The sequence below is a fragment of the Eggerthella sinensis genome, assembly GCF_003339815.1.
Taxonomy (GTDB): Bacteria; Actinomycetota; Coriobacteriia; order Coriobacteriales; family Eggerthellaceae; genus Eggerthella; species Eggerthella sinensis.
In genome coordinates this window covers 1-3,597 of the sequence record NZ_PPTT01000062.1, presented here as the reverse complement: position 1 = coordinate 3,597, position 3,597 = coordinate 1, and the positions used below count along the sequence as shown (strand labels likewise).

Sequence of the window (3,597 nt, the reverse complement as noted above, 5' to 3'; positions counted from 1 at the left end):
CACCCTCCCGGGGCGGCGGTATACTATGTTCCGATGGGATTTTCGCGTGCGGAGGGGCACTGCATGGCACTGGTACGGGCATCGGGGGAGAGTGGCGCAAACGGGGCGGGACCATGCGCTCGCGCGGTTCTGTTCGGCCCGAAGCGCAGTTTGTGGCTCTGCTGCTTCGCCATGGGCATCTGCTCGGCGGTGCGGGTGTGGATTCTCAACAACGACATCATTTCGGTGTTCTCGGCGACGAACCCCCTTGCTCGCGACATCCTCTACACCTGCGCCGAAATCATCCCGCTCGTGATCATCGCGCTGCTTGCCCGATATAGGCCCTCGATGCTCAGCAACGGGGCCATCTCGTGTGCGGCGGGTCTTGCGGCCTTTGCGGGTGCGGCGATGTTTCTGTGTTCCGATGCGTGGTTCCTGCCGTTTTGGCCGCAGGTGGCGTACGCGCTCTGCATTTTCAGCGGCATGTGGATCAGCGCGGTGTTCGCCCTGTCGCTGTGCGAGCTGGGCGGACCGCGCAGTGTCGCGTTGTGCGTGTGCTCGGCGTACGCCGTTGCCTCGCTGGCGGACTGGGCGCTGTCGTTCGCTCCCGTTGAGGCGCGGGTGGCGGTGTGGGTCGTCTGCACGTGCGCCGTGCTTGCGTTGGGCTATCCCCTGGCTCGCAGCATGGTGCGGCAAGCTGCGGAAGCCGGAAGTGCACGCGATCTGGCATTGAGTCAGCCGCGTTCGTTCGTAAGTCCCTTCAACGCGGCGTTCTGCAGCTTGTTCGCATTCGAGCTCGTCTCGGGATTCTCGCTCGCGCTCAACAGCGTGTCGGGCGTTCCTGTGGACACCTTCGTCGCCGGCCTTGTGCCGTTGCTCGCCGGCGCATGGATCTATGCGAGCAGACGCGATCGAGGCCAGGAAGACACCTTGTTCCAGCTTGCATCGCTGCTGGTCATCGCTGGCGTTTTGACGGCGATGGTGTCGCTTTCGTACGCGTTGGGGTCGGCGAGCAACGTGTTGCTCGCGTCGGCGAGTGAATGCTTCACGCTGCTGCGGATGCTGGTCATCGTGTCGATGGCGTCGCGCAACAAGATCGATGCGGTGTATGTGGTGGCATGCAGCCAAGCATTCACCTCGTCGGGCATGATGCTGGGCGCGAGTGCGGGGCATGGGGCGAACGGCATCGCGTCATCGAGCGAGGCGGCCACCCTCGCGTTTCTCGCAGTGCTGCTGTTCCTGTTCATCGTGTTCTGTTTCGTATGGCTCCGTCACGCCAGTTTCGAGCGTATTATCTACGGCATTCAACCCGTCAAGCCTCTCGTGGTGGCCGAGCCTCGCGCGGAAGCTCGCGAGGGCGAGGGCCTCGAAGACCGTTGCGCACGGCTAGCGGCGGCGCGGGGTCTGACGAAGCGCGAGGCGGAAATCCTGGTCATGCTGGCTCGCGGGCGCAACGGAAAGTTCATCGAAGAACACTACGTCGTGTCGTACAACACGGTGAAGACGCACGTGAAGCACATCTACATGAAGTTGGACGTGCATTCTCAGCAAGAACTGATCGACCTGGTGGAAGACCTCGAGCCCGCCGCGCAAGCCTGAGGCGCGAACGCGCGGCGGGGCCGCCCCAAAGGGCGGCCCTAGCTGGAGGGGGAACGAGGAAAGGAAGGGCGTGCGCGTTACGCTTTCTTGCCCGCGATGTGGTTCACCGCGTGGCGGGCGAACGTGAGTGCGCGCCCGCAGGCCATGCCGTGGGTGAGATTGTAGTAGCCGTCGGCGAACACTGATCCGCCGCAGTCGCCCGCCGCGTACAGGCCGGGAATCACCTCGGCGTCAGTGTTGAGCACCTGCATGTCGGCGTTGATACGCAGGCCGTCGCTCGTGTCGAGCAGCGTGCCACCCAAGGTCACACCGTAAAACGGAGCGGTGCGCATCTGTGACAGCAGGTAGGGTTCTTTTCCGAAATCCGCATCTTCCTGCGCGTCGAACAGCTCGTTGTAGCGGTCGATGGTTGCAAGGAACTGCTTCTTGTGGTCGCCTTCCAACTTCAGTCCGTCCGCGAGTTCTTCAAGCGTATCCGCTTTGACAACGATGCCCTTTTCGATCCATTCTTGCAGGTAGGCGTCGGTTCCCATGCCCACGGTGTTCACCATGACGCGCGTCAAACTGGCGCATCCTAAGCTATGGAAGCGCTCGATATCCTCGGCGAAGTTTCCGTCCCAGACTTCCAGGTACACGCCGCCCGGCTGCGAGGCGGCCGCATGGGGCGCCCAATCGTAGTTGGCGGATTCGTTGAAGAAGCGCTCGCCATGCAGGTTCATTTTCAGGAAGGGCTGCGAGCCGGGGTTGAACTGACCCGTCGACGGCAGCATGGGCTGGCCGCTCTCGAGGCTCTCCTTCGTCCATCCCGCTTTGGTGCCCGGCTCGACGGCTCCGCGGTCGAATACGAACGCGGCTGATTGCGGGTCTTTCATCGCGCCGGCCCACATGGCTGCCTTGATGCCCATGCCGGTATTGCCCGGCGTCCAGTCGGAGGCGGTGAGGCATTTTGACAGGATGGGGTTCAGCGCGTCCAGCATGACGGCGTTCGCCGCGTACCCTCCCGTGGTCATGATGGTGTTCTTGGCGTTCACCTGCACGAAGCCGCTTTTTGTGTCGAAGATGGCGCCCGTCACCGCTCCGCTGTCGTCGGTGAGCAGTTTGGCCAGGTCGAAGCCGTAGGTCACCTCGTGCCCCTGCTTGCCGATGTAGTCCTCGAACAGCTCGTTGCGCTTGAGTTTGGCGTATTCTTCGGGGCAGTCCTCGCGTGCCGTATAGTTCACCTGAATGGGCGGTACGTACATGTCCACGCCGACGCCGCCATGGCCGAGCCCCTGATCGGCGTCGAAATTCACGTCGTAGCCGTAGTTGGACATAATCTGCTTGACCCAGGCGTGCATGTCGGCCGATTCGTCGAGCCACGTCTTCACGACGCGCATATCGTTCTTCCCGCCGAAGGCCTGACGCAGCACGTTGTTCAGCTTGACGGTGTCAACTTCCTTGCCCGCCTCGGTGCACTCGGGAACGTTCACCGCGCCGTACCAGTTGCGGGTGGCGCCCACCGCGCCGGCTTTTTCAGCCACGATGAAGTCGATGCCGAGGTCGGTTGCATAGGCGGCTGCGGCCATGCCCGCGTTGCCGGCGCCGACGATGAGCAGCTCGGTGTCCATCGTGTTCACGATGTCGCTCGCGGCGATGTCAGGTGCTTGACCGAGCCATGCGGGTGTTTCCCCGATGGCAGGTTCGACGCTCGACGAGGCTGCTGCGCCGTCGGCCGCGGCCGCCTCGCCGCTCGCCTGCTGCGGCGCGCATCCGGCAAGCCCTGCGGTTGCGGCCATGCCGGCGAGTGCGGCTGCTCCGGTCAGGAAGCTGCGGCGTGATAGATCTCCCATGAATACCCTCCTTGTTCGTGATGTTCAATACGCTCGTCGAGGTGCCGGCGAACGGTTCGCATCCTAGGTACGGCAGGGTCCCCGTTCGTCACCCGCAGAGGGGGATTTTTGTATAATGCCACGTCAGCGATTTGTTTTGCAGCAGTGCTTCCGGGCTGCAACGGTTGTGCAACGGGGGTGGGGGCTCAGG

Annotated in this window: 2 protein-coding genes; one reads left to right on the top strand and one right to left on the bottom strand. The window is 63.2% G+C overall.

From position 1 onward, the window contains the following. Positions 1-63 precede the first annotated feature (63 nt). Entirely contained in the window at positions 64-1,578 is a 1,515-nt protein-coding gene (locus tag C1876_RS17375) for a response regulator transcription factor (protein ID WP_158544737.1), read from the top strand. 77 nt (positions 1,579-1,655) lie between these two features. On the opposite strand, the gene C1876_RS17370 is transcribed toward C1876_RS17375, so the two are convergent. Next, on the bottom strand, positions 1,656-3,407 hold the full coding sequence (locus tag C1876_RS17370) for an FAD-binding protein (protein WP_114547975.1): 1,752 nt from the start codon (positions 3,405-3,407) through the stop codon (positions 1,656-1,658). Positions 3,408-3,597: the final 190 nt, after the last annotated feature.